Origin of the sequence: Streptomyces anulatus (genome assembly GCF_000721175.1) — a bacterium.
Lineage (GTDB): Bacteria > Actinomycetota > Actinomycetes > Streptomycetales > Streptomycetaceae > Streptomyces > Streptomyces anulatus_C.
The window spans coordinates 435,148-460,002 of sequence record NZ_JOEZ01000016.1 but is presented as its reverse complement, the minus strand read 5'-3'; the positions used below and the strand labels follow the sequence as shown (position 1 = coordinate 460,002).

Here is a 24,855-nt window from a genome sequence, read left to right as displayed (position 1 = left end):
GTTCCTTTCCTCCCTGCCATGGTGCCCCGGAGCCGCTGGTTAGACTCGCTGGCATGTCTGGCCAGTCGCTTCTCGTACCAGGGGAGATCACTCCCGTCCGTTCCGTACCCGGAAACATCCGGCGTCCCGAGTACGTGGGGAAGCCGGCTCCGAAGCCGTACACCGGCCCGGAGATCCAGGACGCCGATACCGTGGAGCGGATGCGCGTCGCGGGCCGTATCGCCGCGCAGGCGATGGAGGAGGCCGCCAGGCACATCGCCCCGGGGGTCACCACGGACGAGCTCGACCGGGTCGCCCACGACTTCATGGTCGATCACGGCGCGTACCCCTCGACGCTCGGCTACCGGGGCTTCCCGAAATCGCTGTGCAGCTCCCTCAACGAGGTCATCTGTCACGGCATCCCCGACTCCACCGTGCTGCGCGACGGCGACATCGTGAACCTGGACGTCACCGCGTACATCAACGGGGTGCACGGCGACAACAACGCCACCTACTTCTGCGGCGACGTGGACGAGGAGTCGCGGCTGCTGGTCGAGCGCACCCGGGAGTCGCTCAACCGGGCCATCAAGGCGGTCAGGCCCGGGCGTCAGATCAATGTCATCGGCCGGGTCATCGAGTCGTACGCGAAGCGGTTCGGCTACGGGGTCGTCCGCGACTTCACCGGGCACGGGATCAACTCCTCGTTCCACTCCGGGCTGATCATCCCGCACTACGACAGCCCGCACGCCACCACGGTGATGCAGCCGGGGATGACCTTCACCATCGAGCCGATGCTGACGCTGGGCACCCACGAGTACGACCTGTGGGAGGACGGCTGGACCGTGGTGACGAAGGACCGGAAACGGACGGCCCAGTTCGAGCACACGCTGGTGGTCACGGAGACCGGAGCGGAGATCCTCACCCTCCCGTAGATCCCCCGTGAGTCACCCGTAGACCGGTTCACATCACCCCGAAGTCTTCATAACCGCACACTTCACTCCCTCCGGGCGTAGCTTTTTACCGACAGGAAGTCGGGAACCAGTTGACTTAGGTAAACCTAAGCAGGAGGATCGGGACTACTGGCACGCACCGCCGCACTGTCGCGGCGGTCGCCTGCCGATATCTCCGTCTCTGCCTGGATTCCCGTCCCCCTCGGTCCCCGGAGGCCCGCCTTGGACGCAACCGCCACCGTCACTCCCTTCTCGACGCTCATCCGTACCGCGTCGCACGAGCAGCACACCGAGGCCGAGACCTCGACGTTCATGAGTGACCTGCTCGGCGGGCGACTGGGAGTGGACGCGTACACGCGCTACACCGAGCAGCTGTGGTTCGTGTACCGGGCGCTGGAGGAGGGTTCGGAGGCTCTGCGCGACGACCCGGTCGCGGGCCCGTTCATACAGCCCGAGCTGATGCGCTCCACCGAGCTGGAGCGCGACCTGGCCCACCTGCGCGGGGCGGACTGGCGCGAGGGCCTGGAGCCGCTGCCCGCCACCGCCGCTTACGCGGCCCGGGTCACGGAGTGTGCGCGCACCTGGCCCGCCGGTTACATCGCCCACCACTACACGCGCTACCTCGGCGACCTCTCGGGCGGCCAGATCATCCGTGACAAGGCGGAGAAGACCTGGGGCTTCGAGCGCAAGGGCGACGGCGTGCGGTTCTACGTCTTCGAGGAGATCACCAACCCGGCCGCGTTCAAGCGGGGTTACCGCGAGCTGCTGGACGCGGTGAACGCGGACGACCTGGAGAGGCAGCGCATCATCGAGGAGTGCAAGCGGGCCTTCGCGCTGAACACCGCGGTCTTCCGCGAGCTGGGCGAGGTCTTCCCGCTCAGCGCGTGAACGAAACGGCGGGTGAATGCACGCGTATCGGCGCACGGATCCACCGGAGGTTCTGGTGGAGCCGTGGGCTCTCCCCCATGCCCCTTTTCCTCTTTTGCCGCAGGAACGGGGGAAAGCCGCTCCCCATAAGGGGTTTGACGCCCTATCGGCCCGCGGGCAGATGCGTCAGGGCCATCAGGACGCGGCCCCCGACCTCCACCGTGCCGTCCGGGGCGGGTGCGGTGAGGATCTGGGAGCCGCGTCCCTGGGTGATGTTGAGGGCCCGGCCGAGTCGCGCGCTGAGCAGCAGGGCCGCCGCGCCCGTCGCCTCGTCCTCGACGACCCCGGTCCCCCCGCGCCTCGGGAGGGCCCGCGCGCGCACCCGCCCGGCGGCCTCGTCCTCCCAGGCCCAGGCGTAGAGCCAGCCCTCGCCGGGCGGCGGTCCCGGCAGCGCCTCGACCTCGGCGGCGCTCGCGTACTGCTGGAGCGTGCGCGGCGGGACCCACTCGGGGCGGGCGGCGATCCAGGTGAACTCCCCGTCCTGGCGCGCGAACACGTCCCCGACGGCCAGTTCCAGGACCTCCAGGTCCAGCAGCCAGGCGATGCCCACCAGCGGGTGCCCGGCGAACGGCAGCCGCAGCCCGGGGGCGTGGATGTCCACCTGCCCGCGCTCCGGATCGTCGACGAACACGGTCTCGCTGAAGCCGAGTCGCCGGGCGAGCCGCTGCCGGGACGCCTCGTCGGGGTGGTCACGTCCGTCGCGTACGACGCCGAGGGCGTTGCCGTGCCGGCCGTCGGGTCCGCAGAACACCCGCAGGACGTCGATGCCCCGGGGTACGTCGTAGTCGTTCACGGGGGCATTCAAGCACTGCCCGGCGCCAGGTCGGGAACCGAGCGGGTACGCACGCCGTTCGCCGCCCGGTAGGGTTTCGACGGTCAGTGCGGGCGACGGATCAGAAGGCGCAGAAGGCAACGGATGACAAGGCTGGGTCGACTGACGACGGGGCTCGCGACGGCGACGGTGCTGTGCGTGACGGCGAGCGGCTGTGTGACGGTGCACGGGGAGCTGGAAGTGCTGCCCGGGGCGAAGAAGCCGGAGGCCGCGCAGGCGCTCAAGGACTTCACCGAGGCCTACAACGCGGCGGACAAGGCGTTCGATCCGGCGCTGGACGCGGACCGGGTGACGGGTTCGCTCGGCGCGATCAACCAGGCCGGGCTGAAGGCGCGGCAGACGTACAACCCCGACGGCAACAAGGCGCACAAGCCGCTGGTGCTGGACGACGCGACGTACGTCATTCCCAAGAAGGCGGGCTGGCCGCGCTGGTTCCTCGCGGACACCGACTCCAACCGGGACCAGGACGGCGGGAAGCTGGACACCCGCTGGCTGGTGGTGTTCGTGCGGTCGAGCCCCGACGCGCTGTGGAAGGCGTCGTATCTCGCGGTCGTCCAGCCGTCCCAGGTGCCGGAGTTCACCCTGGACGAGGACGGGCTCGCCATCCCGGTGGAGCCGGAGGACGAGGCGCTGGCCGTCGCCCCGGCGGACCTGAGCACCTCCTACACGGCGTATCTGCGGGACGGCGAGCCCGATGTGTTCACGCCGGGCACGGCGACCTCGGGCTGGCGTGAGACGCGCCGCACCACCCGGCGGGCGGGGTTCTCGTACCAGTACATCGACCAGCCGCTGACCGGGGCGACGTTCGGTCCGCTCGGGCTGCGCACCGAGGACGGCGGGGCGCTGGTCTTCTTCAGCAGCAAGCACTTCGAGCGGCAGACCGCGGCGAAGGGGCTCAAGCCGGAGGTCAACGCGGACGTGAAGGCGCTGCTCACCGGCGAGGTGAACAGCAGCCTCACCAAGGAGCGGGTCTCCAGCCAGCTGGTGCACGTTCCGCCGCGCGCCGAGGCGGCCGGTTCCGACGCGGGCGCCGGCTCCGGCGGCAAGGTGCGGATGCTGAACCGGCTGCCGGGTCTGGTCGCGGCGAAGGGCGAATAGCGGCGCCGGCCGCCGGGCCGTGCACGGCCCGGCGGTCGAACACGGCTCGGGCGACCGGGCCGCTCGGGCGAACAGGCCGCTCAGCGGCTCAGCGGCCAGGCGATCGAGTCGTGGTCCAGCTCGCTCTGCTCGGCACTGCCCGCGTACCGCGCACAGGCGTCGGTGAGCGTCTCCAGCAGGGTCAGCGGGTCGGGCAGCTCGTGCTCGGGGCCGCGCACCCAGCGGACGTCGAGCTCACCGGGGAGCCGGGCGGGCGGCAGCAGGACGTAGCTGCCCCGGCAGTGCCAGCGCAGGCCCGGGTGGGCGTCCATGGTCTCGGGGTGGCAGTCCAGCTCGCAGGGCCACCACTCGTCCTCGTCCTCGGGGGTACCGCGGGTGGCGGTGAAGAAGAGCATCCGGTCCTCGCCGGACTGGGCGACCGGGCCGACGTCGATGCCCGCGTCGAGAAGCCGCTCCAGGGCGCTGCGGCCGGCGGTGAGCGGGACGTCCAGCACGTCGTGGATCATGCCGGTCGCGGTGATGAAGTTGGCCAGCGGCTGGCCGACGGCCCAGCGCTCGATCTGGGCACGGTCGGTGGTCGACTGCGTCTGCCAGGCGAAGGAGATGGGGTGCCGGGCAGGGGTGGGACAGCCGATGCGCTCGCACGAACATCGGTATCCGAGGGGGTGGGCGGCGGGGGCGATGGGCATGCCCGCGTCGGCGACCGCCAGGAGCAGCGCCACTCTGGCCGTCTCCTCGGCCTCGGCCCCCGGTGATTTGGGACGTCGCCGCAGCCACTGGGAGATCCTGCTCTCTGTGCCGCGGAAACGGCCGGAATCGGCGCCCATCTATCCCCTCACCTCAGCAGTTCACCTCAGTGTTGCCTGTCCATCGTCGCACCATCCTGCGGTTCGGGTGGCCAGAGTTCACCAGCGGGGCCGTGTACCACTGCACCGAGTGAGTACCATCACGCCCGATGTCACCACATACCGGATATGCCGGCGGTACGGGGATCAAGGTCGTGGGGCGAGGCCTCCGACGGTGTGGTCGACGATCGCGTCGGCGTACGCATGGGTCAGCGGCCGGGTCCGGAGCAGCCAGCGGTGCATCAGCGGGCCGACGAGCAGCTCCAGGGCGATCCGGGGATCGGCGTCGGCGCGCACGTGCCCGGCCTCCTGGGCGGCCCGCAGCCGTGTGACATACAACGCGAGCTGCGGTTCGAGCAGCTTCTCGACGAATTCGGCGCCCAGCTTCGCGTCCACGATGCCCTCGGCGGTCAGCGCGCGGGTGGGGATCTCCAGCGCCGGGTCGTTCAGCTCGTCGACGGTGGCCCGCAGGACGAGCTTGAGGTCGGCGGCCAGATCGCCGGTGTCGGGGATGCCCTGCGCGGTCTCGCCGGACTGCCCTCCGGCCCCCTCGGCGGCCCTGCCCGCCAGGTCCAGGAAGGCCTCCATCAGCACGGCGGCCTTGGAGGGCCACCAGCGGTAGATGGTCTGCTTGCCGACCCCGGCGCGGGCGGCGATACCCTCGATCGTCGTGCGCCGGTAGCCCACCTCCCCGACGAGAGCGAGAGCGGCGTCGTGGATCGCGCGGCGGGAGCGGTCGCTGCGGCGGCTGGAGTCGGGTGCCTTGGTGGGTGCCATACAGCCAATCTAGCGCTGGACGAGCCGATACGTTTCGTCTTGGTGCGGTACGTTTCGTCCTTGGTGCCGGTACGTATCGGTCTGGTCCTGGTGCGTATCGGCCTGGTCCTGGTGCGTATCGTCTTGGTGGCCTTGACCGGGCCGTCCGGTGAACCACCCGATCGGATCACTGCGGATCCGGCGCGCACGGCGCACCATGGGCTCACGCACAGACCGTGCGCATCCCACCGTTCCGCGGCCACCGCCGCCGTTCGCGAGGAGCCCGAGTTGAACCGTGACGCCACCCCTCGTCGCTACCTGATGTGCGCACCGACGCACTTCCGGGTCACCTACTCCATCAACCCGTGGATGGACCCGTCCAAACCCGTCGACCTGCCGCTGGCCCAGACCCAGTGGGAGGACCTGCGCGACCGCTACCGCTCCCTCGGCCACACCGTCGAGCTGCTCACGCCCCGCCCCGACCTGCCGGACATGGTCTTCGCCGCCAACGGGGCCACGGTGATCGGCGGCCGGGTGCTCGGCGCGCTGTTCGCGTACCGGGAGCGGTTCGAGGAGGCCGGGGCGCACCGGGACTGGTTCCGGGAGCAGGGCTTCACCGAGGTCCAGGAGCCGGAGCACGTCAACGAGGGCGAGGGGGACTTCGCCGTCACCGCCTCGTACCTGCTGGCCGGGCGCGGCTTCCGCTCCAGCCCGCTCTCGCACGCCGAGGCCCAGGAGTTCTTCGGGCTGCCGGTCGTCGGGCTCGATCTGGTGGATCCGCGCTACTACCACCTGGACACCGCGCTGTGCGTGCTGGACGCGGCGGCCGACGAGATCATGTACTACCCGGACGCCTTCTCGCCCGGCAGCCGGGCGGTGTTGCGCCGGCTGTTCCCGGACGCGCTGCTCGCCCGGGAGGCGGACGCGGCGGCGTTCGGCCTCAACTCGGTCGCAAGGCGGAGGGTCGCCCCGATACTGGATGTATCGGGGTGATCCCGACAACGCGGCGAGCGTGCGTGCCAGGCGTCGCCGAGCAGGCGGGACTTTCGCAACACGCCCTAGCCCTGTCTGACCATTCCCGTCTGCCTCACGACGCCATGCACGCACTCTCGCCGCACCGACCCCGGACCCGATTACGTCCAGTACGAGGGCCCGGGGCCGGCACGCGGAGAGCACGTACCTGACGCGGCGCGGCCGCCCTGCGGGTCGATACACCTAGTCGGTGGGGCCGGCGGGCGGCCAGGGGTCGCCCCAGGCGACGTCCCTGGCCGCCCGGTACAGCTCGCCGTGGCGCTTGGTGACCGTGGAGCGGGCCAGGCCCTCGTCCCTCGTGCACAGCTCCAGCAGCACCTGGCCCTTGCGGATCTGCGGCCTGCGGGTGATCCGGCCTGCCGTCGGGGCGGCGGGGAAGCGGGTGGCGACGACGTAAGCGAACTTCTCGTCCTCGTGGCTCAGCGAGCCGCCCTTGACCTGCCGGTGCAGCGAGGAGCGGCTGACCCGGGCCGAGAAGTGGCACCAGTCGGACCCGGGCTCGATCGGGCAGGCGTCGCTGTGCGGGCAGGGGGCCGCGATGCGCAGCCCGGCGGCGATCAGCCGGTCGCGGGCCTCGATGATCCGGGCGTATCCGTCGGGGGTGCCGGCCTCCACGATCACCACCGCCTGCCCGGCGGCCGCCGCCGCGTCGACCAGCTCGGTCCTGGCCTGGGCGGTCAGCTCCTTGAGTACGTAGCTGACGGTGACCAGGTCCACCGGGTCCAGCTCCAGCGCCGCACCGATCCGGGCCCGCTCCCAGCGGGCGTCGCGCAGCGAGGCCACCCCGGAGGCCTCGGCCAGTTCGCGGCCGAGCGCGAGGGCCGGTTCGGCCCAGTCCAGGACGGTGGTGGCCGCGCCCTCCCAGGCCCCGGCCACCGCCCAGCTCGCCGCGCCCGTGCCGCCCCCCACGTCGGTGTGCGTGGCGGGCGTCCAGTCGGGCGCGGCCTCGGCCAGGGCGTCGAGGGCGGACCGTGCGGCTTCGAAGGTGGCGGGCATCCGGTACGCGGCGTACGCGACGACGTCGGAGCGGTCCCGCAGGATCGGGGCGTTCGTCGGGGTCTCCCCGCGGTAGCTGGCGATCAGCCGGTCGACGGCCTGCGTGGCCTGCTTGGGCGGCAGTCCGTCGAGCAGCCCGGCCAGCGCGGCGCGCAGGGACTGTGCGGTGGGGAGGGTGACGTTCACCGCCGAATTGTAGGCGGAGGCGACCCGGCGGACGCATTCCGCTCCGCCGGGGCCGGAGGGGGTACGGAGAGTCTGCGCGGGCGGCGCGGGATGCCAGGCGGGGCCGCACCAAGGCTTCACGTAACCGGCACGGAACGGGAATCCAACGAACTCCACGCCTCCGCGCGCCTGTTGCTACGCTTGCCCGCGCGTGCACGGCACCAGATCAAGATGGTCCAGCGGGGGAGCCATGAGGCAGAAGATCGTGCGGCTGACGCTGGTCGGCGGGGTGGCCTTTCTCGCCCTGCTCCTGCTGCTGGCCACCTGCGGCGGCAGTCCCGGCGACGACGGCGGGAAGGACGGCGCGGCCACCGGGACGGCGAAGCCCGTGCTGCCGAGCGCGGGGCCGGTGACCCGGCTGACCGTTCCGCCGCAGTACACGACGGACCGGGGCTGGGAGATCATCGGCTCCTCCCCCGACGTCGCCGTCTCCCATGCGACGGGTCTGCTGGCCTATCTGGAGCGGGCCGACGGGAACCGTTACCGGCTGCGCACCGTCGACACGGCCACCGGCGAGCTGGGCTGGCGGGGCAAGGCCTGGCGGCCGCCGGACCCGCTGCACTTCCCGAAGCTCGCCACGGTGGCCAAGGGCGACCGGCAGTTCTTCGTGACCTGGTCCTACGGGAAGGCCGGCGACGGCCTGTCACCGGCGAGCACCTTCCTCGCGCTCGATCTGTACGACGTGACGAACGGGAACCGGCAGCGCGTCGAGGTGCCGTGGTCCGGGGCCCCGGACGTCCATACGACCGGTCCGGACATCGTGATCAGCGACGCGAAGGCGAACAGCACCCTGGTCGACCCGGTCACCGGTGAGGTGTCCGAACTGGGCGCGGGCGAGGTGAAGTACCCCAAGGGCTGCCCGGCCTGCAAGCAGCTCACCGAGGTGCACGGCCAGGCCGCCGGGGGGCTGCTGCTGGGCGGGGCACGGGAGTTCTGGGTGCACGGCGGCTGGTTCAGCCGGAACGTCGCGCCCAAGGGCACCGACAAGGGCAGCGGGGTGGTGACGTCGACGACCCCGGACCAGGTGCTGGCGAAGTGGGCGCCCGCGAAGAAGACCAAGCGGGCGGCGACCCACGAGCTGTGGGCGGTGCACGACGCGGCGACCGGCGAGGTGCTCACCTCGGTGGAGTGCCACAAGCCCGCCATAAAGCCGGGGCGCTACCCGCAGGCGGTCCTCTCCCCCTCGGGCGACTACCTGATCGCCGGGAACCTGGCCTTCGACCTGGAGGCGAAGCAGGGCCGCTGCTTCGAGGACGAGGGCGGCACGGCTCATCTGACGCTGGCCACCGTGACGGACGACGGCATCGCGTACGGGGCCGAGAACGCGCGCGACGCCTCGGAGGCGCTGTCCGGCGGCGGGCTCCCGGTCTCGATGGACTTCGCCACCTGGAGCACCGAACGGCTGTCGCGCAACGCCCGGCTGCCGGGGACGGAGACGACGGGGGTCGGGGTGTTCCGCTGGACCGACCGGCAGGACCGCACGCATCTGATCGGCTACCCGCGCACGGGCTGAATCCGCCCCGGCCGGCTCCCTCAGAGGCCGCCGGCCTCGCGCGTACGCTGCCAGGGGCGGCACAGGAGCAGGAAGCAGGCCACCGCCGACACCGCGCACACCACCTGGACGACGGCCATCGGGACGGCGGTGTCCTCCCCCGCGATGCCGACCAGCGGTGAGGCGATGGCGCCGATGAGGAACGAGGACGTGCCGAGCAGCGCGGACGCGGAGCCCGCCGCGTGCTTGGTCCGCATCAGGGCCTGGGCGTTGGTGTTCGGCATCGCGAGACCCATCGCCGACATCAGCACGAACAGCCCGGCCGCGACCGGCACGAGGCCGACCTCGCCGAAGACGCCGGTCGTCATGAGCAGCAGCGCGACGGCGGCCAGCACGATCACCGCGAGGCCGAAGCCGAGCACCTTGTCGAGGCGGAACCGGCCCACGAGCAGCTTGCCGTTGATCTGCCCGACGGCGATCAGGCCGATCGAGTTGAGCCCGAAGAGCAGGCTGAAGGTCTGGGGCGAGGCCCCGTAGATCTCCTGCACGACGAACGGGGAGGCGGCGATGTACGCGAACAGGACGGCGAAGGCGAGACCGCCCGCGATCATGTAGCCGGTGAAGACCCGGTCGGCGAGCAGCCCGCGCATGGTGCGCAGGGCGTCGGTGACCCCGCCGGTGTGGCGGTCGGCGGGCGGCAGCGTCTCGTGCAGCCATTTCCAGACGACGAGGGTGAGCGCGATGCCGACGCCGGTCAGGACGACGAAGATGCCGCGCCAGTCGGTGACCCGCAGGACCTGGCCGCCGATCAGCGGCGCGATGATCGGGGCGGCGCCGGAGATCAGCATCAGGGTGGAGAAGAACCGGGCCATCTCCACGCCGTCGTAGAGGTCGCGGACCACGGCCCGGGCGATGACGATGCCGGCCGCGCCCGCGAGCCCCTGGAGGAGGCGGAAGCCGATGAGGAGTCCGGCGGTGGGGGCCAGGGCACAGATCGCGGTGGCGAGGACGTAGACGACCATGCCCAGGAGCAGCGGCTTGCGGCGGCCCCAGCGGTCGCTCATCGGTCCGACGACGAGCTGGCCGAGCGCCATCCCGGCCAGGCACGCGGTCAGCGTGAGCTGGACGGTGGCGGCGGGGGCGCTCAGGGAGTCGGTGACGGCGGGGAGTGCCGGGAGGTACATGTCCATGGACAGCGGCGGCAGTGCGGTGAGTCCGCCGAGGACCATGGTGACCAGGAGCCCGGTGCGCCGGGCCGCCTTCGCCGCCGGGCCGGGGAGGCCGGCGGGGGCGGTGACCTGCGGGGCTGCCGGGTCGACGGAGAGGGCGCCCGCGTCACCGTGCGGGACGGCCGGGTCGCCGTCGGCTCCGGGACCGGTCCCGGAGGTGGGTATGTGTGCTCGCTGGGCCCGGCTGCCGCCGCTGTCCGGCATTCTCTTCTCCACATCGTTGAATCCGCATCTATGCTCTCAGCTCGACCGGAGTGGTCGATACCTTCATCGGGCGGGCTGGGGTGGCGGGCATGGGTGGGACGGTGCGCTGGGGTGTTCTGGCGACGGGCGGCATAGCCGCGACCTTCACGGCGGACGTGCGGAAACTGCCCGACGCCGAGGTGGTGGCGGTGGCCTCCCGGACGGAGGCCTCGGCGCGGGCCTTCGCCGAGCGGCACGGGATCGGGCGGGCCTACGGCAGCTGGGCGGAGCTCGTCGCCGACGACGAGGTGGACGTGGTGTACGTGGCCACGCCGCACTCGGCGCACCACGCGGCGGCCGGGCTGGCGCTGAAGGCCGGGAGGCATGTGCTGTGCGAGAAGGCTTTCACGCTCAACAGCCGGGAGGCGGGGGAACTGGTGGCGCTGGCCCGGGAACGCGGCCTGTTCCTGATGGAGGCCATGTGGACCTACGTCAACCCGGTGGTCCGCCGGCTGACCGAGCTGGTACGGGACGGGGCGATCGGCGAGGTCCGTACCGTACAGGCGGACTTCGGCTTCGCGGGCGACTTCGCTCCGGGGCACCGGCTGCGCGATCCGGGCCTGGGCGGCGGGGCGCTGCTGGACCTCGGGGTCTACCCGGTGTCGTTCGCGCATCTGCTGCTCGGCGAGCCGGACCGGGTGCAGGCGGACGCGCTGCTCTCCCCGGAGGGCGTCGACCTGAACACAGGGATGCTGCTCGGCTGGGACTCGGGCGCGACCGCGCTGCTGTCCTGCTCGATCGTCGGCCACCACCCGACGGCGGCGACCGTGATCGGCACGGCCGGGCGGATCGACATCCCGCGCGACTTCTTCCACCCGGACCACTTCGTCCTGCGGCGGGCGGGGAAGGAGCCGGAGACGATCACGTCGGGTCCCGGCCCGCTGGGGCTCTCGGGCATGCAGTACGAGGCCGCCGAGGTGATGCGCGCGGTGCGGGCGGGCGAGCTGGAGTCCCCGCTCGTCCCGTTGGAGGGTTCGCTGGCGGTGATGCGGACGCTCGACGCGGTGCGGGACCGCATCGGCGTCCGCTACCCGGCGGACCGCTGACCCGCTGACGCGGGCGTGAGACGTTACGTGGGCGCGAGGCTTCGCGCGGGCGCGGCTTCGCGCGGGCGCGGCTTCGCGCGGGCGCGGCTTCGCGCGGGCGCGGCTTCGCGCGGGCGCGGCTTCGCGCGGGCGTGATGCTTACGCGGGCGTGAGCCCCGGGTTGCCCGCCTCCGTGACGAAGGAGGCGGCGGTGGCGGACGGTGCTCCGGGGGTCGTGACGGCCGCCACCGTACGGAAGTCGGCGCGGGCCTCCTTCGTGCCGAGGGTGACGAGCGCGTAGCCGCGCCGCCCGTTGTAGTGCTTCAGGTGCGGGTTGGCGCGGGTCTGGTTCTCCCAGTTGGCGGGCCGGTCCGCGCCGTCCTTGCCGCTGGAGATCGAGGTGGTGACGATCTCCGTGCCGACGGTCCGCGAGGCGGGGTCGTCGAAGTCCTTCTTGAGGTCGAAGGCGTAGGAGACGTGGACGTCGCCGGTGAGGACCATCAGGTTGTCCACCCCGGCGGCCTCGGCCCCGGCCAGCACCCGCTGCCGGGAGGCCGGGTAGCCGTCCCAGGAGTCCATGGACAGCTTGTAGGCGTCGGTGGGCACGTTGCGCCGCCGGGCGAAGGTGACCTGCTGCGGGACGACGTTCCAGGTGGCGTCCGATGCGCGCCAGCCGTCGATCAGCCAGCGCTCCTGGGCGGCCCCGGTCATGGTGCGCGCGGGGTCCTCGGACTCGGGGCCGGGGGTGCGCCAGCCGTCGCCGTACGCCTGGTCGCTGCGGTACTGGCGGGTGTCGAGGATGTCGAACTGGGCGAGCCGCCCGAACTTCAGGCGGCGGTAGAGCCGCATGTCGGGTCCGGTGGGGCGCTGCGGGGTGCGCAGCGGCTGGTTCTCCCAGTACGCGCGGTACGCGGCGGCCCGGCGCAGCAGGAACTCCTCGGGGGGTACGTCGTTCTCCGGGGTCTCGCCGGCGTAGTTGTTCTCGGTCTCGTGGTCGTCCCAGGTGACGACGAAGGGGTGGGCGGCGTGGGCGGCGCGCAGGTCCGGGTCGGACTTGTAGAGGGCGTAGCGCAGCCGGTAGTCCTCCAGGTTCTGCGTCTCCCGGTTGTAGTGCGCGGGGAGGGTGCGGTCGGTGTAGTCGCGCGCGCCGCCGGTGGCGGTGACGGCGTACTCGTAGAGGTAGTCGCCGAGGTGGAAGACGACGTCGACGTCCTCGGCGGCGAGGTGACGGTGGGCGGTGAAGTACCCGTCGTGGTACGCCTGGCAGGAGACGGCGGCCAGGGTGAGGGAGCTGTTACGGGTTCCGGGGGCCGGGGCGGTGCGGGTGCGGCCGGCCGGGCTGGTCCAGCCGCCGGTGCGGAAGCGGTAGTAGTAGATCCGGCCGGAGTCCAGGCCCTGGACCTCGGCGCGGACGCTGTGCGCGAACTCCGGGTGGGCGGTGACCGAACCGCGCCGCTCGATGCGGCGGAAGCGCTCGTCGCGGGCCACCTCCCAGCGCACCTCGACCCGCGCGCCCGGCAGTCCGCCGCCCGGCTCGTAGGGGCGGGGGGCGAGCCGGGTCCAGATCAGGACGGACGCGGGGTGCGGGTCGCCGGAGGCGACGCCGAGGGTGAACGGGTCCTCGGTGATCCGTCGGGAGTCGAGTTCGGCGGCGCTCGCCGTGCCGGCGGCGGGCAGGTTCACGGCGAAGGCGAGCGCGGCGGCGGCTCCGGTGGCGGTCAGGAAGCGCCGGCGCCCCACCCCCGGTTCGAGTAACCGCGCGGCGGTGCCAAGTTCGGTCGCTCGGGCGTTCTGATCGGGCGTCATGATGGTCCGTGCGGCTGTCATATGCCCCTCCTCAACCCGGATGCTGTCGGGATTCATGGCAGCCGCACGCGACGACGCACCGTTGTCGCGTGCACAACATCCGCATGGCGGGTCGATGAGCACCGCGTGCCCTGTGCACCGGCCTGTCCCGTACGCTGCCGGGCCATGAACACGGAGCAGAAGGTCGCCGTCGTCACGGGTGCGGGATCAGGGATCGGGCGGGCCGTCGCGCTCACCCTCGCGGGTGCGGGCTGGTCGCTCGCGCTCGCGGGCCGGCGGGCCGAGCCGCTGGCGGAGACGGCGGCCGCCGCCGGGGACACCGAGGCGCTGTGCGTCACCACGGACGTGACGGACGCCGACGAGGTCGGGGCGCTCTTCACCGCCGTACGGGAGCGGTTCGGCCGGCTGGACCTGCTGTTCAACAACGCGGGCGCGTTCGGCCCGGGCGGCGTACCGCTGGAGGACCTCGCCGCCGAGGACTGGCGGGCGGTCGTGGACGTGAACCTGACGGGTGCGTTCCTGTGCGCGCAGGCGGCGTACCGGCAGATGAAGGAGCAGGACCCGCAGGGCGGCCGGATCATCAACAACGGCTCGGTCTCCGCCCACGCGCCGCGCCCGCACTCGATCGCGTACACCGCGACCAAGCACGCGGTCACCGGGCTGACGAAGTCGCTGTCACTGGACGGCCGCCCCTACCGGATCGCCTGCGGGCAGATCGACATCGGCAACGCGGCGACGGAGATGACCGAGCGGATGCGGACCGGGATCCTGCAGGCCGGCGGGGAGCTGGCGGTGGAACCGGTGATGGCGGCGTCCGACGTGGCGCGGACGGTGCTGCACATGGCCGAACTGCCGCTGGAGGCTAACGTCCAGTTCGCCACGGTCCTGGCGACGAACATGCCGTACGTCGGACGAGGCTGAGCCCGCACGTGATCACCTGCGGGTGCGAACTGGCCATCATGTGACCGGATTTGCGCATCTCCCCGCCCGTGACCGAACAAGCGGAACTCCAGGACTCCTGCTCCTGGAAGAAGTCCGCCAAGGCCGACAAGGGCGTCGAGAACCGCCACTGACCGGTCGCACGTGGAGGGCTGGTCGCGGTACCGGGGGCCGCGACCAGCCCGTTCGCGCGTCGTGCCGCAGTACCGCCGACCCGCCGTACGTCATACATCGTACCGGGATCGGGGTCGGGACCGGGTCGGGAATGGCGGAAGCGGCGGCTCGGTTGACTGCTGCATGACACCTGATCACGGGCCCGAAGTCCTGCGCTACACCGCCTTCTCCGCCGACCCCGCGGGGGGAAACCCCGCCGGTGTCGTCCTGGACGCCTCCGGGCTGGACGAGGAGCGGATGCTCGCCGTCGCGGCGGAGGTGGGCTACAGCGAGTCCGCGTTCCTGACGGGGCGGACCGGCGAAGGCGCGTACACGATCCGCTATTTCAGCCCGAAGGCCGAGGTGCCGTTCTGCGGCCACGCCACGGTCGCCACGGCGCTCGCCCTGGCGGAGCGCGACGGGCCGGGCGAGCTGGAGTTCGCCACGGCCGCCGGCCAGGTGCCGGTCTCCGTCGTCCGGGAGGGCGGCGAACTCCGCGCCACCCTGACCAGCGTGGTCCCGCAGGTCGAGGAGACCACCGCGGCCGATCTGGCGGAGGCGCTGGCGGCCCTGGACTGGGCGGCCACCGATCTCGACCCGGCCCTGCCGCCCCGGATCTCCTACGCGGGGGCCCGGCACCTGGTGCTGGCCGCCGCCACCCGGGAGCGGCTGGCGGACCTGGACTACGACTTCGCGCGCCTCGAAGCGCTGATGCACCGGCTGGACCTGACCACCCTGCAACTGGTGTGGCGCGAGGGACCGGAGCTCTTCCACGTCCGCGACCCGTTCCCGGTGGGCGGGGTCGTCGAGGACCCGGCGACGGGCGCGGCGGCCGCGGCGTTCGGCGCGTACGCACGGGAGCTCGGGCTCGTACCGGATGCGGCCGTGCTGACCCTGCGCCAAGGGGAGGACATGGGCCGCCCCGGCACGCTCACCGTCGAACTGCGCGCGGGCGACGCCCGGGTCCGGGTCGGCGGAACGGGCGCCCGGATCAGCTGAGGACCGCGGCACCGAGGCCGGCGGCCCGGTTCAGGCGGTGGCGTCCTTGACCGGGGAGACGTGGGCGTACCAGCGCTCCGTCTCCTCCGGGTCGAGGGCGCGCTCCAGCAGGACGTCCCCGCGCATGCCGGGGAAGAAGCGGCCCGCGGGCCAGGACCGGCGGTAGGACGGCTCGTCCAGGACCAGCAGCCGGACGCCGTCGACGACGGGGATGTCGGCCGGGGCGCCCTCGTTCCAGATCGGTCCGCCGTCCGGGGCCACCAGGTCGAAGGAGCCCACGGTGTCCACCTGCCCGGGGGTCTCCCGGCAGACGGCCGCTTCCTGCGGTGAGGGCGCGCGGCCCTCCACATGGCCGCCGCCTATGAGCGCGTCGGCGAGCAGGGTGTGCAGCTGGAAGTTGTCCCCGATGCCGGAGAACCGCAGGAGATAGCCGGTGCCGCTCGTCCGGTGGAGAACGACGAGCGGTTCGTCGTCCAGCACCAGGAGGGCGTGGGCGAGGGACTTCAGCTCCAGGCCGGAGGCGCGCTCCACAGCGCCGAGCAGCCGCAGCACCTCGCCCCGGGAGCCGGCCGCCCGCCGCACGCCGGGGTGGTTCAGCATGGCGACGGCGGCCATCTCCCACTGGGGAAGCGTCCACCAGCCGACGGCGGCGTCGGAGCCGGCCCGCTCCACGAGCTCCGGGCCCGGCTCGCCGCCGTCCGGGGCGGGAAACGCGCCGCCACCGGTCGCGGCCCACGCCTCGGTGAACACCAGGGCGTGCTCCAGGGCCCACCGCAGCCCGGCCAGCACCCCCGGGGCGCAGCGCTCGGCGTCCGCACCGCGTTCGACGCAGGCCCCGACGAGCACGGCGACGACGGCACGGGGGCCGGGCGGCACCTGCTCCAGTACGGCGGCGAGCCGCGGCCCGCCGTCCAGCAGCTCCGACTCCCTGGCCTGCCCGAACGTCTCCTGCAACCGGACGAACGCCTTGCCGGACCGTTTGGCGTCCTGCGCCGTCACCGCGGCCTCGAAGTCGGCGACGGCACCCCCGAACCCGGCTTTACCGAATATCATTCCGGCACTTTATCGATCTGCCGTCGGGCACCTCGAAGCCGGTCGCCGTCGAGCGTTTCCAGCGCCTCGAAGCCGATAGCCCTCAGACGTTCCCGCACCTCGAAGCCGGTAGCCCTCCGGCGTTCCAGTGCCTCTCGCAGCACGAATCACCGCACGAACACACCGGCTCGCGCAGCGGCGGCCGCCGCGTCGGCGGCGCGGTCGGCCGCCCCCTCGTCCAGCGGAGCGCCACTGGCGAGCAGCCGGTAGTACAGCGGCGCCGACACCGCCGCGATCACCTCGCCCGGGTCCGTGCCCGCGGGCAGTTCACCGCGTTCGACCGCCGCTTCGACACAGCCGGACCACTCCCCGATCCGCGCCGCGTAGAAGCGGTGCAGCGCGTCGGCGGCCCGTGGGTCGCAGGTGGCGGCGGCGATGACGGCCACGAAGAGGCGCCCCTGCCGGGGGTCGGTCAGCGTGCGGACCACGAGGCGGGCGTTGGCCCTGAGGTCCCCGGCCAGCGATCCGGTGTCCGCGCGCGGCAGCGACTGCTCGGCCATGTCCGTGAGCAGGTCGGCCACCAGCCCGGCGGGAGCGGACCAGCGCCGGTAGACGGTCGTCTTGCCCACCTCGGCCCGCCGGGCGACGTCGGCCAGGTCGAGCCCGTCGAAACCGTGCTCGACCAGCGCGTCCCCGGCCGCACGCAGCACCGCCTCCCGCACCCGTGCGGTGCGGCCGCCGGGGCGCACGGTGCCCGGCTCCGCACCGTCGGCGTCGACACCTTCAGAAGTCATAACGGGTCTCCAGTTCCATTAACAACGCTTCCCCTGTTACGGTGACACCACCTTAACGGAACCATAGAACCGTTAAGCCGTTCCGTGCTCAGGAAGGCACCCCTGCCATGTCCCGTACCGCTCCCGCATCCACCGGGCCGACGGCCGTCCCCCGCGTCGCCGGCCCCCGCATGACGAGACGCCAGAAGCTCGTGCTGGCACTGCTGCTCGGCTCCCAGTTCATGATCGCGGTGGACTTCTCGATCCTGAACGTGGCGCTGCCCGTCGTCGGGGAAGGGCTCGGTTTCTCCCTCGCCCACCTCCAGTGGATCGCCACGTCCTTCGCGCTCGCCGCCGCCGGATTCACGCTGCTCTTCGGACGCGTCGCCGACCTCGTCGGCCGCAAGAACCTGTTCATCGGCGGCATGGTCGTCCTCGGTCTCTCCTCCGCGCTCGGCGGCCTCGCCACCTCGCCCGAGGTCCTCCTCGTCGCCCGCGTGCTCCAGGGCCTGGCCACCGCGGCCGTCACCCCCGCCGGACTCGCGCTGCTCACCACCGCGTTCAAGGAGGGTCCGCTGCGCGAACGGGCGCTGGGGCTCAACGGGGCCCTGATGTCGGCCGGGTTCACCGCCGGAGCGATCCTCGGCGGCCTCCTGACGGACCTGCTCTCCTGGCGCTGGGCCTTCTTCATCAACGTACCGGTCGCGGCCCTGGTCGTGGTCCTGGCCCCGTCCGTGATCACCGACTCCCGGCCGGAGCGGCGGCCCCGGCTGGACGTGCCCGGCGCGGTCACCGTCACCGGCGGGCTGCTGCTGCTCGTCCTCGGACTCACCCAGGCCGGCGAGACCGGCTGGACCGCCCCGACCACCCTGGCGGCCCTGGCCGCCGGCGCCGTCCTCCTGACCGCGTTCGTCCGCATCGAGCAGCGGGCCGCCGCGCCGCTCGTCCCGATGCACATCCTGAAGCGGCGGAGCGTCGTCTGGGGCAACGCCGCCGGGCTGATCGCCTTCGTCACCGAGACCTCGCTGGTGTTCCTGCTGACCCTGTACCTCCAGGAGGTCCTCGGCTACTCCGCGCTGGCCACCGGCCTCGCCTTCGGCGTGCTGGGCGTCGGCACGGTCTTCGGCGGGATGCTCGGCGGGCGGGCGGTGGGCCGGTTCGGCAACCGGCGCGCCATCGTGCTGGGCGGGGTCGTCCAGGCCGGCGCCACGCTCTCCCTCGTCGCCCTCGGCACGTCCGGCTCCTGGATCTGGCTCCTGCTGGCTGCCACCTTCGTCGGCGGTGTGGGCAACATGCTGATGATCGTCGGCTTCATGGTCACGGCCACCTCGGGCCTGCCCGACGAGGAGCAGGGGCGGGCCACCGGGCTGGCGACGATGACCCAGCAGGTCGGCATCGCCCTCGGCATCCCGGTGATGAGCGCGGTCGTCACCGCCCGGACGGGGGCCGTGACGGGGCCCGAGGCGATACTGTCCGGCGTCTCCACCGCCATCCTCGTGAACTCCGCCCTGGTCCTGGCCGGCGCCCTCCTCGCCGGGTACTTCCTGACGGAAAGGGACCGGCCGGCAGCGGCGGAGGCGTGAGCCGAACGGGACCGGCTCGGGGGCGGAACAGGATCGACAGCGGGACGAGACGGACATGGCTCCTCCCGAGCGCGGTCCCGAGCCCGGTCCCGAGCCCGGTCCCAAGCGCGGTCCCCGTACCGACACCGAGCCCGGCCGGCCCCGACACCGAGCCGCTGACCGTTCCGAGCATGTCCGCGGGACCGGACTGCGTGCTGCGCCCCGGGGGATGAGCGGTCTCCCGCTGGTCCGCGAGGCCTCGCTCGACCCGTTCATCCCGCTCATCACCACGGTCCCGTCCCGCTACTCGGACGCGGCACCCGAGGCGCTCGTCCGCGGGCAGTGGGACGGCGCGGCCACCGGCGCGGGGTACCCGTTCGCCATCGTCCGCTCCCGGGACCGGCGCCCGGTCGGCGCGATCGGCCTGTGGCTGCGCGAACTGCCCGAGGGCCGCGCCTCGCCCGGCCACTGGCTCACCGCCCCCGCCCGCGGCCAGAACGTGGCCCGCGCGGTGCTGCGTACGGTGACGGGGTGGGCCGCGCCGCGCTGCGTACGGTGACGGGGTGGGCCGCGCCGCGCCGCGCCGCGCACGGTGACCGGTGGACCCCGCGCGACCTCGGCGTCGAGCGCCTCCAGCTCTTCGTCGAGCCGAGGAACACCGCCTCCGCCCGGATCGCCGAGGACGTCGGCTTCCGGTGGGAGGGGCTGCTGCGCGGCTGGCGGCAGGTGGGCGACCGGCGGCGGGACATGGCCGTGCACGCGCCGCTGAACACCGACAGGCCCGCAGACGACCGGGCGGCGACCGCGAACTGAACAGCGAGGCGTTACGATCGCGGGCACCACTGCCGACCGGCGGCCGACCGGCAGCCGAGCCCCAGGAGTACCGATCTTGTCCGCACCACGCATCGGCGTATCCATCGTGACCATGGGGGACCGCCCGCAGGCCGTCGAGGCGCTGCTGGCGTCGGTCGCCATGCAGGACGTCCGGCCCACCCGGCTCGTGATCATCGGCAACGGCACGGCGCTCCCGGACTTCACCGCGTTCCCCGGCCTGGAGGACCTCGACGGCGGGGTCACCACCATCGAGCTGCCGGAGAACCTCGGCTGCCCGGGCGGCCGGAACGAAGGACTGCGCAGGCTCGCCGAGATCGGCGACGTGGACGTGGTGATCGAGCTGGACGACGACGGGCTGCTGGTCGACAAGGACGTCTTCCGCCGGGTACGGGACCACTTCGCGGCCGACGACCGGCTCGGCATCGTCGGCTTCCGGATCGCCGACGAGCTGGGCGAGACGCAGCGCCGCCACGTGCCGCGCCTGCGCGCCGGCGACCCGATGCGCGGAGGCCCGGTGACGGCCTTCCTCGGCGGCGGCCACGCGTTCTCCATGAAGATGCTGGCCGAGACCGGCCTGTGGCCGGCGGAGTTCTTCTTCACCCACGAGGAGACGGACCTCGCCTGGCGCGCGCTCGACGCGGGCTGGAAGGTGCTGTACGAGCCCGAGCTGCTGCTCCAGCACCCGAAGACGTCCCCGGCCCGGCACGCGGTCTACTACCGGATGACGGCCCGCAACCGCGTCTGGCTCGCCCGCCGCAACCTGCCGCTCCCGCTGGTCCCCGCCTACCTCGGCACCTGGACCCTGCTCACCCTGGCCCGCACCCGCGACCCGAAGGGCCTGCGCGCCTGGGCGGGCGGCTTCGCCGAGGGCGTCCGCACCCCGTGCGGCGAGCGGCGCCCGATGCGCTGGTCCACGGTGTGGCAGATGACGCGGCTGGGCCGGCCGCCGGTCATCTGACCCCCTGCCCGGCGGGCTTACGGCTCCCGGCGGGCCTACGGCTCCCAGCGGTACAGCACGTCCGGCTCGTTCTCCTCGTTACGGCCGCCGTCGTCGAACCCGACGGCCGTGAAGCCGTGCCGCTCGTAGAAGGCGCGGGCCGCGGCGTTGCGCTGGAACACGTACAGGTTCAGGGGCCCCTTCACCGCACCGCGCACCTCCGCCAGCAACCGGCTCCCGATCCCGCGCCGCAGCGAGTCGGGCCGCAGATACAGATGGTCCAGCTCGTCGTCCCCGGCGAGCACGGCGAACCCCACCACCTCGCCGGCCACGTCATCGCCCACTTCCTCGGCCACCCACACCGCGGTGCTGGTGGGCAGCACGACATGGGTGATCCACGCGCGGGTGTCCTCGTCGCTGTGGACCCGGGGCAGATACGGCATGGCCGCGGCGCGGGAGGCCAGGAAGAGGTTGGTGACGGCCTCCGCGTCCCGGGCCGTGGCCGGGCGTATCCGTACCGCGTCCCGTACCTCGCCCGGTGCCGTACGTCCGCCCGCGTACACGTTCTCCGCCACCCGCATCACTCCTCGTCCCAGGGCCCCGGCGTCCCCGCCCGTGCGTGGGGAACAATGGCCGCGGGCAGCAGACCACACCAAGGGGTCGGCGCGCAGGTGAAATACCGGTGCGGCGAGAGGGCCGGGGAACACGCAAGGGAACACAGGGGGAGGAAGACCGCGATGAGCTGGTTCTGGTGGATTCTCATATTCTTCTGGGTCGGGGGCTTCGCCTGGACCCAGGACACCGTCCGCAAGGCCCTGCGCAAGCGGCACAAGCGGAAGCTGGAACTGCTGAAGGCGGCGACGAAGGGGCGGCTCGCGATCGAGGCCGCGAACAAGCCGCCGGAGCCGGTGTGCGGCTGCACCCACCATCTCGCCAAGCACGACAAGCGGGGCCGGTGCCATGAGCAGGTCGAGGTGCCGACGGCCTGGGACGAGAACAGGAAGCCGCTGCGCTACGAGGCCGGGCAGTGCACCTGCCAGCAGTACGTGGGTCCGCAGCCGCTCTCGCAGGTGTACGCGGAGGAGCTCACGGACCGCTGGCCGATCGAGCCCCCGACGACGGAAGGGCCTCCGGCCAGGTGAGACACCCGGCCGAAGGCCCTGGCAAGCCCGCCGGCAGACGAGTCGTGCTGTACGCCGGGTTCTGTCTCCCGGTCGCCTCGCGGCGGCCGGGGAGACGGCCATCCATCTAGGACCGGCATTGCTGCCGGCCTCGTGCGGTCTACCCGTGAACTCGGGCGAGCAGCCCTCGGACGTTCACGCAGGGCCGTCCCGTTTCCGGCACGCCCCCTCTTGACCTTGCTCCGGGTGGGGTTTACCTAGCCGCCTGAGTCACCTCAGGCGCTGGTGGTCTCTTACACCACCGTTTCACCCTTACCCGCGACCGAAGTCCCGGGCGGTCTGTTTTCTGTGGCACTGTCCCGCGGGTCACCCCGGGTGGCCGTTAGCCACCACCCTGCCCTGTGGAGCCCGGACGTTCCTCGGGAGGATCGGAGGATCCTCACGCGGCCGTCCGCACGCCCTGGCAGCTCCGCTACGAGGACCTCTCGGCGCCTTGGAACCGCACGCACCGGACCGCGTCCGCTTTCCGGTCGAAGGCCACCCGACAGGCTCTCAGCTCAGCCGAAGTCGCCGGTCTCCAGATCGAAGGCGAAGGGCTCGGGGAGCGGGAGCGGTTTGCCGTACGGGATCGTGAGGACCTGACGGTAGTCGTCGTTCTCCGGGTCGCTGAACAACGTCACCGAGCTCTCGTCCCGGTCGATAAGCAGGTAGAGAGGGATGCCGCCACGGGCATAGCAGCGGCGCTTGGCCTCGCGGTCGGCCTGCGGCTTGGTGGAGGTGACCTCGACCACCAGGGCTACGCCCTCACAGGGCATCCAGGATTCGGCGCCCCGGAAGAGGCGGAGCTCAAGCGGGGCGAAGGTGCCGTCGGGGATGGCGTGGTTCTTCGGGCAGCCACCGCCGCTGCGAAGTTTCAGCCCTTTGTTTCCGGAGAACTGCATGCGCGTTCGGGCGCGCCTGGCCACTTGGTCGACGATCAGCCCGATGTAGTCCTCATGGTCCCCGTCCGGCGGCGGCGTCACGACGATCTCCCCCTCGATCAGTTCCGCCCGGAAGCCTTCCGGCGTGTCCAGGGCCAGGAAGCCCTCCAGAAGGACTTCTGCCTGCGTGAGCGGCTCGTGCGCCATGGCAGTCATGCCACGCTCCTTCCTCGGTCGCTCGCCAGACTGGGGCATCAGAAGACCAGCCGTCCGTGAGATGGAAGTTCCTCCCCCGATCGTGGCACAGGACCAGGGGAAGGGGGCGGAAGCAGCCATGGCGGGGCCGGTGGGGCTGTCGCTTGACCTTGTCGCAGCGTCAACGTTTCTACTGTCCACATGCGTATCGGAGAGATCGCCGCGCTCGTGGGAGTCACGTCCCGGACCGTCCGGCACTACCACCACATCGGCCTCCTGCCCGAGCCCGCCCGGCAGGCCAACGGCTATCGCGCGTACACCGTCCGCGATGCCGTGCTGCTGGCCCGGATCCGGCGGCTGACCGAGATCGGGCTCTCCCTGGACGAGGTGCGGGACGTGCTCGCCGACGACGCGGGGCTGGAGCTGGCCGAGGTGCTCGGGGAGCTGGATGCCGATCTGGCGCGGCAGGAGCGGGAGATCCACGAGCGGCGGCAGGTTCTGGCCGCACTGCTGGAGGCGCCGCTCACCTCGGACGGGCCGCTCTCCCCCGCCCTCGCCGCGCTCCTGGAGCACGCGCCCGCCACCACGTCCCCGGCCGCCGCGAAGGACCGCGAGCATCTGGCGTTGCTGGACACGGCGGTCGGGGGGGCCGGGAGCGAGGTGTTCGCCGCGCTGCGGCCGCTGGCGGAGGATCCGGGCGCACTCGCGCTGTACGAGCGGCTCGACGAGCTGGCCGGGGCCGGGACGGACGATCCGCGTATCGCGCCGCTGGCGGCCGAGCTGGCGGCCGCCGTACCGGACGAGGTCCTGGCGGTGATCCCCGAGGGCGAGCCGTCGGCGTCGGGGTTCGCTCGGGTGCTGCTCGACGACTACCCGCCCGCGCAGCGTGAGGTGGTGCGCCGGGTGATGGAGGCGCTGGCCGTGCGGGTGCAGGGGCGAAGGCCGTGACGGCGGAGGCGGTGAAGCGGGCGGCGGGGCTGCGGGTGGCCCGGGCCGCGGCGTGGTCGGTGCTGCCCGCCGAACTGGTGCTGGTCGTCTGTGTGGTGGCCGGGGTACCGATACCCGCCGCGGTCCTGCTGGCGGCCGAGTCCTTGGTGCTGGCCGTGCTCGTCCTGGACGCCTCGGTGCTGTGGCGGCTTTACGCTTCCCGCCGGCGGGCCGGGACCGGGCGGCGGGAGGCCCTGCGGTCGGCGGTGGGCGTCCTGGTGCCGGTGACGTTGCGGCGGCTCGTGGTGCACGAGCTCCGGGCCCTGCACAGCCTCGGGCTGTGGGCCGTACGCCGTCGGCACCGGATTCCGGAGGGCGCGCTGCCCGTCTCGTACACCGAGCCCCAGACCGGGGTGATGTACACCTTCGCCTTCGTCTCCGTCCTGGAGACCGTGGTGCTGGCCCTCGTGATCCCCTGGCCGCTGGTCCACGCGATCCTGCTCGTGGTGGACGTGTACGGGATCGTCCTCGTCCTCGCCCTGCACGCGGCGTGCGTGACCCGGCCGCACCTGGTGGAGGCGGACGGTTCGCTGCGGCTGCGCTACGGCGCCCTGTTCGACCTCCGGGTGCCCGCCGCCGTCATCGTCTCCGTCCGGGTGGACCGGCGCTTCCCCGGCGGAGGGCTGGTCCGGGTGGACGAGGACGGAACGCTCGATCTGGCGGTGGGGAGCCAGACGACGGTGACCGTGAAGCTGACGGAGCCGGTGGGGTTCGTGCGGCCGCTCGGCCGGCGCGGGAGCGCCCGGACGCTCCGCTTCCACGCGGACGACCCACGGGCGGCGGTCACGGCACTCACGCGGGGGCCGGCAGCGCCTCCGCCGCTCACACCGGACCGGACGCCGTCCGCCCGGCTCACGCCGGAGCGAACAGCACCGTCTTCGACGCCGGACCTGCCTGCGTGAGCCCCTCCCCACAGGGACAGCGCGACCCGTCACGGACAGCTCGGCCCGTCGCCGTAAGGGAAGCAC

Annotated in this window: 22 protein-coding genes, 1 other RNA gene and 2 pseudogenes; 14 read left to right on the top strand and 11 right to left on the bottom strand. The window is 72.5% G+C overall.

The genetic code is table 11. The features are described from left to right. Nucleotides 1-53: 53 nt before the first annotated feature. Both map and IG90_RS0120245 read left to right on the top strand, forming a co-directional pair. Nucleotides 54-911 carry a type I methionyl aminopeptidase gene (map, locus tag IG90_RS0120250; protein ID WP_030586154.1) on the top strand — a complete coding sequence of 286 codons (858 nt, stop codon included), beginning with the start codon at nt 54-56 and terminating at the stop codon, nt 909-911. A 240-nt stretch (nt 912-1,151) separates the two neighbouring features. After that, nucleotides 1,152-1,817: a biliverdin-producing heme oxygenase gene (locus IG90_RS0120245; RefSeq protein WP_030586153.1), complete on the top strand. Its 666-nt coding sequence runs from the start codon at nt 1,152-1,154 to the stop codon at nt 1,815-1,817. A 142-nt stretch (nt 1,818-1,959) separates the two neighbouring features. Here IG90_RS0120245 and IG90_RS0120240 read toward each other — a convergent pair whose 3' ends face one another. Further along, a complete protein-coding gene (locus tag IG90_RS0120240; protein WP_030586142.1) occupies nt 1,960-2,649 on the bottom strand; it encodes a PhzF family phenazine biosynthesis protein in 690 nt (229 codons plus the stop codon). Nucleotides 2,650-2,772: 123 nt separating this feature from the next. On the opposite strand from IG90_RS0120240, the gene IG90_RS0120235 reads away from it, so the two are divergent. After that, on the top strand, nt 2,773-3,786 hold the full coding sequence (locus tag IG90_RS0120235) for an SCO2278 family lipoprotein (RefSeq protein WP_030586141.1): 1,014 nt from the start codon (nt 2,773-2,775) through the stop codon (nt 3,784-3,786). 80 nt (nt 3,787-3,866) lie between these two features. On the opposite strand, the gene IG90_RS0120230 is transcribed toward IG90_RS0120235, so the two are convergent. Further along, nucleotides 3,867-4,613, bottom strand: coding sequence for a bifunctional DNA primase/polymerase (locus IG90_RS0120230; protein WP_030586139.1), 747 nt, complete (start codon nt 4,611-4,613; stop codon nt 3,867-3,869). Between the two features lie 165 nt (nt 4,614-4,778). Then, the gene (locus IG90_RS0120225) at nt 4,779-5,408 is read right to left on the bottom strand and encodes a TetR/AcrR family transcriptional regulator (RefSeq protein ID WP_030586137.1); all 630 of its coding nucleotides are present in this window, start codon (nt 5,406-5,408) and stop codon (nt 4,779-4,781) included. A gap of 246 nt (nt 5,409-5,654) precedes the next feature. On the opposite strand from IG90_RS0120225, the pseudogene ddaH reads away from it, so the two are divergent. Beyond that, a pseudogene (ddaH, locus tag IG90_RS0120220) lies at nt 5,655-6,350 on the top strand (dimethylargininase); the annotation flags it as partial. Between the two features lie 252 nt (nt 6,351-6,602). Here ddaH and IG90_RS0120215 read toward each other — a convergent pair. Continuing rightward, nucleotides 6,603-7,601, bottom strand: a complete 999-nt coding sequence (locus IG90_RS0120215) for a small ribosomal subunit Rsm22 family protein (protein WP_030586133.1) — start codon at nt 7,599-7,601, stop codon at nt 6,603-6,605. A 229-nt stretch (nt 7,602-7,830) separates the two neighbouring features. On the opposite strand from IG90_RS0120215, the gene IG90_RS0120210 reads away from it, so the two are divergent. Beyond that, nucleotides 7,831-9,153, top strand: a complete 1,323-nt coding sequence (locus IG90_RS0120210) for a hypothetical protein (RefSeq protein ID WP_030586131.1) — start codon at nt 7,831-7,833, stop codon at nt 9,151-9,153. A 20-nt stretch (nt 9,154-9,173) separates the two neighbouring features. On the opposite strand, the gene IG90_RS0120205 is transcribed toward IG90_RS0120210, so the two are convergent. Then, a complete protein-coding gene (locus tag IG90_RS0120205) occupies nt 9,174-10,565 on the bottom strand; it encodes a multidrug effflux MFS transporter (RefSeq protein ID WP_030586130.1) in 1,392 nt (463 codons plus the stop codon). 89 nt (nt 10,566-10,654) lie between these two features. On the opposite strand from IG90_RS0120205, the gene IG90_RS0120200 reads away from it, so the two are divergent. Then, nucleotides 10,655-11,650 (top strand): Gfo/Idh/MocA family protein, encoded by a 996-nt coding sequence (locus IG90_RS0120200; RefSeq protein ID WP_030586128.1) that lies wholly within the window; start codon nt 10,655-10,657, stop codon nt 11,648-11,650. 138 nt (nt 11,651-11,788) lie between these two features. Here IG90_RS0120200 and IG90_RS0120195 read toward each other — a convergent pair whose 3' ends face one another. Continuing rightward, complete coding sequence (locus IG90_RS0120195; protein ID WP_030586126.1) at nt 11,789-13,456, bottom strand: alkaline phosphatase D family protein; 1,668 nt, start codon at nt 13,454-13,456, stop codon at nt 11,789-11,791. 144 nt (nt 13,457-13,600) lie between these two features. Here IG90_RS0120195 and IG90_RS0120190 point away from each other — a divergent pair, with 144 nt between their 5' ends. Both IG90_RS0120190 and IG90_RS0120180 read left to right on the top strand, forming a co-directional pair. After that, nucleotides 13,601-14,356 (top strand): SDR family oxidoreductase, encoded by a 756-nt coding sequence (locus IG90_RS0120190; protein WP_030586124.1) that lies wholly within the window; start codon nt 13,601-13,603, stop codon nt 14,354-14,356. 315 nt (nt 14,357-14,671) lie between these two features. Beyond that, on the top strand, nt 14,672-15,526 hold the full coding sequence (locus tag IG90_RS0120180) for a PhzF family phenazine biosynthesis isomerase (RefSeq protein WP_030586122.1): 855 nt from the start codon (nt 14,672-14,674) through the stop codon (nt 15,524-15,526). Between the two features lie 30 nt (nt 15,527-15,556). Here IG90_RS0120180 and IG90_RS0120175 read toward each other — a convergent pair whose 3' ends face one another. Next, entirely contained in the window at nt 15,557-16,579 is a 1,023-nt protein-coding gene (locus IG90_RS0120175; protein WP_030586120.1) for a hypothetical protein, read from the bottom strand. 146 nt (nt 16,580-16,725) lie between these two features. Beyond that, nucleotides 16,726-17,352 (bottom strand): TetR/AcrR family transcriptional regulator, encoded by a 627-nt coding sequence (locus IG90_RS0120170; RefSeq protein WP_030586118.1) that lies wholly within the window; start codon nt 17,350-17,352, stop codon nt 16,726-16,728. Nucleotides 17,353-17,459: 107 nt separating this feature from the next. On the opposite strand from IG90_RS0120170, the gene IG90_RS0120165 reads away from it, so the two are divergent. The 3 genes and pseudogenes from IG90_RS0120165 to IG90_RS0120155 all read left to right on the top strand — a co-directional run bounded on the left by IG90_RS0120165 (nt 17,460) and on the right by IG90_RS0120155 (nt 20,685). Then, nucleotides 17,460-18,914: an MFS transporter gene (locus IG90_RS0120165; RefSeq protein WP_030586115.1), complete on the top strand. Its 1,455-nt coding sequence runs from the start codon at nt 17,460-17,462 to the stop codon at nt 18,912-18,914. Nucleotides 18,915-19,084: 170 nt separating this feature from the next. Then, nucleotides 19,085-19,706, top strand: a pseudogene (locus tag IG90_RS47120) (GNAT family N-acetyltransferase). Nucleotides 19,707-19,782: 76 nt separating this feature from the next. Next, the gene (locus IG90_RS0120155; RefSeq protein WP_030586113.1) at nt 19,783-20,685 is read left to right on the top strand and encodes a glycosyltransferase family 2 protein; all 903 of its coding nucleotides are present in this window, start codon (nt 19,783-19,785) and stop codon (nt 20,683-20,685) included. Nucleotides 20,686-20,720: 35 nt separating this feature from the next. On the opposite strand, the gene IG90_RS0120150 is transcribed toward IG90_RS0120155, so the two are convergent. After that, nucleotides 20,721-21,245, bottom strand: a complete 525-nt coding sequence (locus tag IG90_RS0120150) for a GNAT family N-acetyltransferase (protein WP_051860142.1) — start codon at nt 21,243-21,245, stop codon at nt 20,721-20,723. A gap of 156 nt (nt 21,246-21,401) precedes the next feature. Between IG90_RS0120150 and IG90_RS0120145 the strand changes: the two genes are divergently transcribed. After that, a complete protein-coding gene (locus IG90_RS0120145) occupies nt 21,402-21,806 on the top strand; it encodes a hypothetical protein (RefSeq protein WP_030586110.1) in 405 nt (134 codons plus the stop codon). A 34-nt stretch (nt 21,807-21,840) separates the two neighbouring features. On the opposite strand, the gene rnpB is transcribed toward IG90_RS0120145, so the two are convergent. Both rnpB and IG90_RS0120140 read right to left on the bottom strand, forming a co-directional pair. Beyond that, an RNA gene (gene rnpB, locus IG90_RS40755) (RNase P RNA component class A) lies at nt 21,841-22,248 on the bottom strand. Between the two features lie 94 nt (nt 22,249-22,342). Beyond that, nucleotides 22,343-22,912, bottom strand: coding sequence for a Uma2 family endonuclease (locus tag IG90_RS0120140; RefSeq protein ID WP_030586108.1), 570 nt, complete (start codon nt 22,910-22,912; stop codon nt 22,343-22,345). Between the two features lie 189 nt (nt 22,913-23,101). On the opposite strand from IG90_RS0120140, the gene IG90_RS0120135 reads away from it, so the two are divergent. Together IG90_RS0120135 and IG90_RS0120130 are read left to right on the top strand one after the other, a co-directional pair. Next, nucleotides 23,102-23,848 carry a MerR family transcriptional regulator gene (locus tag IG90_RS0120135; RefSeq protein ID WP_030586106.1) on the top strand — a complete coding sequence of 249 codons (747 nt, stop codon included), beginning with the start codon at nt 23,102-23,104 and terminating at the stop codon, nt 23,846-23,848. Then, on the top strand, nt 23,845-24,789 hold the full coding sequence (locus IG90_RS0120130; protein WP_233436020.1) for a hypothetical protein: 945 nt from the start codon (nt 23,845-23,847) through the stop codon (nt 24,787-24,789). Before IG90_RS0120135 ends, IG90_RS0120130 begins: the two co-directional genes overlap by 4 nt. The last annotated feature ends 66 nt before the right edge of the window (nt 24,790-24,855 follow it).